This is a genomic window from Butyrivibrio sp. INlla16 (assembly GCF_900104155.1).
In the GTDB taxonomy this organism is placed as follows: Bacteria; Bacillota; Clostridia; order Lachnospirales; family Lachnospiraceae; genus Butyrivibrio.
The window spans coordinates 1-4,859 of sequence record NZ_FMYB01000109.1; the positions used below are offsets into that span (position 1 = coordinate 1).

The 4,859-nt window shown below is 39.7% G+C and carries 6 protein-coding genes and 2 pseudogenes; 2 read left to right on the forward strand and 6 right to left on the reverse strand.

What is annotated here, in order from left to right; translation table 11 throughout:
* Window positions 1-208: pseudogene (locus BLR42_RS23420) on the forward strand (transposase); the annotation flags it as partial.
* Between the two features lie 110 nt (window positions 209-318).
* Here the strand turns inward: BLR42_RS23420 and BLR42_RS21880 are convergent.
* The 6 genes from BLR42_RS21880 to BLR42_RS21905 form a co-directional block, all read right to left on the reverse strand.
* Window positions 319-1,842, reverse strand: a complete 1,524-nt coding sequence (locus BLR42_RS21880; RefSeq protein WP_091873775.1) for a M56 family metallopeptidase — start codon at window positions 1,840-1,842, stop codon at window positions 319-321.
* A gap of 26 nt (window positions 1,843-1,868) precedes the next feature.
* Window positions 1,869-2,234, reverse strand: a complete 366-nt coding sequence (locus BLR42_RS21885) for a BlaI/MecI/CopY family transcriptional regulator (protein ID WP_091873778.1) — start codon at window positions 2,232-2,234, stop codon at window positions 1,869-1,871.
* 46 nt (window positions 2,235-2,280) lie between these two features.
* The gene (locus BLR42_RS24030) at window positions 2,281-2,571 is read right to left on the reverse strand and encodes a hypothetical protein (protein WP_091873780.1); all 291 of its coding nucleotides are present in this window, start codon (window positions 2,569-2,571) and stop codon (window positions 2,281-2,283) included.
* Between the two features lie 179 nt (window positions 2,572-2,750).
* Window positions 2,751-3,626, reverse strand: coding sequence for an LD-carboxypeptidase (locus tag BLR42_RS21895; RefSeq protein WP_091873783.1), 876 nt, complete (start codon window positions 3,624-3,626; stop codon window positions 2,751-2,753).
* Window positions 3,626-4,024: a DUF3795 domain-containing protein gene (locus BLR42_RS21900; protein WP_091873786.1), complete on the reverse strand. Its 399-nt coding sequence runs from the start codon at window positions 4,022-4,024 to the stop codon at window positions 3,626-3,628. Before BLR42_RS21900 ends, BLR42_RS21895 begins: the two co-directional genes overlap by 1 nt.
* Window positions 4,025-4,049: 25 nt before the next feature.
* The gene (locus BLR42_RS21905; protein ID WP_091873788.1) at window positions 4,050-4,523 is read right to left on the reverse strand and encodes a GNAT family N-acetyltransferase; all 474 of its coding nucleotides are present in this window, start codon (window positions 4,521-4,523) and stop codon (window positions 4,050-4,052) included.
* Between the two features lie 160 nt (window positions 4,524-4,683).
* Between BLR42_RS21905 and BLR42_RS24190 the strand changes: the two are divergent.
* A pseudogene (locus BLR42_RS24190) lies at window positions 4,684-4,859 on the forward strand (transposase); the annotation flags it as partial.

Sequence of the window (4,859 nt, forward strand, 5' to 3'; positions counted from 1 at the left end):
TGAGAACTATACATGCGAACAGATACTTGATACATTGCGCTCAATGATGATGCATCGTCCAGGCGAAAAGATGGGATACACCCCGTCCTATACACGCACCGACATCACAGATCAATTACACCAGACCGCTGGCTTTCGCACGGATTATGAGATCACAACAGACATGGGAATGCGAAAAATCATACGTCAATCCAAAGGCAAAAAATAGTTATATATAGCTACACTTTTATGCATTTTAAAATGGCGAGAGATGCCTTAAAATAAGGCTTCTCTCGCCATTAGACTGTCAAAGATGGGATTATACTCCATATAATAAGGCTATTCAAACAATCCCATAGCTGCCCAGTCAAACGCATAAGTTCCGCTTGCATCCATCATGACACCTGTTTTCGTGTCATAAACTCTGCAAGTATGCCACTGCGTTTCGCATCCCCAGTCATCGTCATCCTCTGTATACCAGATTCCGTCCTTCTCTTTAAACTCGTTAAAACTTTTACGGGCATACTCTTCTGATACCATGTAGAAATTAAGGAGCATTGTTTCTTCTCCTACTTCCTTATAAGCGTTGAAGGCATATAATTCCCTACCAGTCTGAGCATTTCCTTTTTTATCGAGATATTCAATATCAGGGCACTCTATTTCAAATCCCTCTTTTTCAGCAATTGCTCCGAGTTTATTCAATATCGGCGTATCTCTGTAATCATAAGTCTTACTGAAAGGTCTTCCTTCATCGCTGTAAACTACATCGTCAGGAATAGCAAACTCTTCCTTACCGTAGTTCTCAAGGTTTTCTTCATCAGTCAAATCAAGAAGCAGATTACCGGGAACAGAAACCGGTGCGCCAACTTTTTCTGCGTCCGCATCGTTTTTACTCTGCGCCTTAGTAGAAAGAACCATTGATAGTACCATTGAAAAAACGATTATAGCTGTTGCAGCTATCTTAGTTATCTTCTTATATCCGATAAGATTTTTAACTCTCATATCTATCTCCCTTCCGCTATAATTATCGCCGGCAAATGCCGCATAAACTCCGCGATTCCCAGTCCCACGGTCTAAAGCATGTCTTACCATGGAACGGCAATACTCCTTTTTAATACAATTTCCCATCCGATCTATTACAGCCTCATCACAACGCATCTCCAGATCTGCACACATCGCTGCAAAAGCAATCCAGATTAACGGATTAAACCAATAGACGCATACTGTAAACACACCGACAATCCTGGTGATATGATCCAGGTATTTGATGTGCATACGTTCATGCTGCAAAATATATGCTTTTTCACTTCTAGTAAGTCCCGGCTGCATGTAAATCCTCGGTCTAAACACACCCAGAACAAAGGATGTATCCACCGCATCTGATTCGTAATAACATCCGCTTAGCGCCATTTTAGCTGTCTTTAAAACTTTCACCATTTGGATCGTCTTTACGATCAGATAGGCCATCATGGCTATCATACCTGCCAGCCATATAAAAGCCATGATTGTCCTTGGATCTCGTAGCGTTTCAAAAATCCCTTCCGTCATATTATTATTGATGCCATGCCCTATCTGTGGAATATTCGACTTTCCCGAGACCCCCGGAAGATGCACAACCGCCTCAACGTTTGCAGGAGCATCAGCTTTTCCGAAGGATTTCCTGAACATTTTCGGAATATTCATCACACTAAACGCAGTACCTACGTTTAACGGGCAAAGCAGTCTTAACCCCGGAATTATCCAGAAAAAACAAGTCACCCTTTTAGGAATCTTATGAAAACACTTCCGCAAGATCAGAACCACTACGATTGCTACGCTACCATAAATGCTCATTTGAAAAACATGCTGAAATATGTTCCCCATAACATCTCCTATTTCTAAATCGTCTATTATTCGTCACTCATGTGTGTCTCAATTAGACGAATCAGCTCATCCGCTTCTTTCTTGGAAAGTTTTCCGTTGCCCAAAAAAGCGTTAACAAAAGCCGGGAGAGATCCTCCAAAACTCCTTTTTACTACATACTCGCTCTCATGTGACAACACTTCTTCCCTAGGCACGATAACGGATACAACAGAATCGGTATTATTTACCACATTCTTATCACAAAGTTTCTTCAGCATCGTATACGTTGTGGATTTTTTCCAGGATAATTTACTCTCACACAGCTTAACAAGTTGTCCGGACTCAACCGGTGCATGATCCCATATGATGTCCATCATCCTGTATTCACTTTCGCTTAATAACAATTCAGCCATAATGCGCTGTAATGCCTCCTTTCGGACAAGAAAAATTGGTTTATAGCTATAGACCAATGTTGTCAACACTTTTTTCACGAAAAATCGTAAAATATTTTATAACACGCATTTTATAAAAAAGAACCATATTGATCTCGTCGATATATGTGCCGTCTTTTAGCTTGCTAAAATCCCGCCTGCAGTCAAAAGGCACATAGCATTCCTCCACTATGAGATCTTGCTTATTTTCTATAGCTGTCTTAATTATCTCTCGAACAATTGGCCAGAGGTACTCAGTAAGCACAGCATCTGAATCCTCCGCAGATAGCTCAGTATTACCGCTCCTTATCAGTCCCATTTTTATATCCGCTAAATAAATATACATGTTTTATGTATATCGTTTTATGCAATTCAAATCGTTCAAATGCTGATATCTTCTGACTTGTACCAAAATTGTACTGATTTGTACCAAATGTATAAAATAAAGAAAGAGGCTGGCAGTTTCACTTAAATTTCTGAACCCACTTTTGAACCTAGTTATTGATATACATCAAATGTTTCACCATTATGTGTATCCGCATGAATACTGTATTCTTTTCCAATCATGATAGCCTTAGCATCATGGCCATGTCCTATATCTCTTGTACATGCTACGGGAAGCACCTCTGAGATATGCATTTTCAAAAGATCATATACAGTAAGCGATGGTCCTGCTTTTTCGTAATTAGTGAAAGTCCCAAGCAATACACCTGATATTTGGTCAAACACGCCTATATCATCCAATTGGTTAAAAAGAGTCCCTATCTGACCGGATTCTCCGCTAAGTGCCTCAAGAAGCAATATCTTCCCATTCATATCAGGCCAGTACCTTGTTCCTGCAAGCTTGGTAAAGCAGCGGATATTGCCGCCTACAACCACACCTTGCATGTCGTTTCCTTGCAAAAAGCTGTATTTTATATCAAACAGGTCATTATTCTTTCCTGAAATGTAATCTGAAAATCTCTGCTTTTGAACATCTCCGCATGACCAGATAATATTTTTTATCTGATAAAGAACTCCCGGCTTGCCCGTCATTGTGTATATGGCGTTAATAACAGTTGTCAGGTCGCTATATCCCCAAAAAGTCTTATCGGTCTTGGCTATGGCGTCATAGTCTAAATATTTTAACACTCCATTAGCCAAGTCTCCGCCGGAAATGTCGTAGATTGCATCTATCGCATCATCAGTGTAAAACTTCATGAGATCTTCGGCTCTTTCCTTATCAGTCCCGCTATATTCATCTATAGTTCTCATAATATGCGGTGAAAGAGCTGTTTCAATATTCATGTTGTCAAGAACCTGTTCAAGTTCAGTTATCTGATCCTGCCACTCCGGCAAATGTCCGTTTGAACAAGCTGAAATACCAATTTTCATTATCTTTTCCCTGTTTTTATATAGCTTATCAGTTCCTCTAAATCATCAAAGTCGTCATAGTCTCCCATAATTCCTTCCCGATGATAAACTATACCTGCCTTTTCATTGCGTTCAAGGCAATCCAATAGCTCTTCTACTCCAAACCTTCGTGCATATTCCGCAAAAGCCCTTGCTTTAATCTTGTCTGCATATAAGCCTTTACGACAATTCGCCGGTTTGCATTCATAACATCCATTCAGATTTTTATCAATACCACACCTGCGGACCTCACACCACTCGGCATCTTTGCACCAGGATAGTTCCTTGAATCCATCACGTTTACATCCTTTACAGGTTACGTTTTCCGAGCACAAGCAACATGCTAATCCGCAACGCGCTATTCCGAGTTCTCTTTTCATCTTTCCTCCCACACTTAATAACAAGCTATAGTTTCAACCGCATATTCTTATATTTTTGATTTCTTTCCTCAAAACCAATATTTTTATAAAGAGAATAACCTTCTTCTGTAGCTTTCAGGTCAATATAGCACAGACGATTCTCCTTGCCATAATTTATCAAATCGTTCATTAAGCGTGTACTGATGCCTTGTCCACGATACTTTTTCTCAGTGAATACGCTCAGCACTTCACCAACTAGTCCATTTTGCATAGATGGATTAGCTGGTTTTTCTATAAGCAAAAGATATGCCGTGGCAACCAGCTGTCCATCAGCTCTTGCTACAAAAGCAATAAGTTCTTTACCCAGTTTTCTCACAAAATAACCAGGTAATTGCTCTTCCATGGCATATTTATCAGCTTCGCTGATAGTTCCATAATCATCCATGATATATGCAATTCGAAGCCTGGTCAGTTCTGAAATATCTTTTTTATTTGCAGTATCAAATGTTACATTCATCATATTTTCACCCCTCTATCAATACACGGTAGTGTCAAATTTACTACCTCTTTTTTGTTCTAAAGCCTTGATTTATCGGGAGTTCAAAATAAAATGAGCATTGACCTCCCTTTTTGGTATAATGTCAGCGACCAAACTCACAAAAAACCAGGAGACAATGCTCGTGAACATTATACTTTATTTACTTGAAATCATCCACCAACTCTATCAGCAGAATTGCTGGCTGGTAAACTTCATATGCAGATATATACCGCTAAAACAGTGGGCTTTCGACGATTCCCATTCTCCCAAATATCAAAAGTTCAAAGTTGATAAGCTTCCCGTCATCATAAAAGTAGA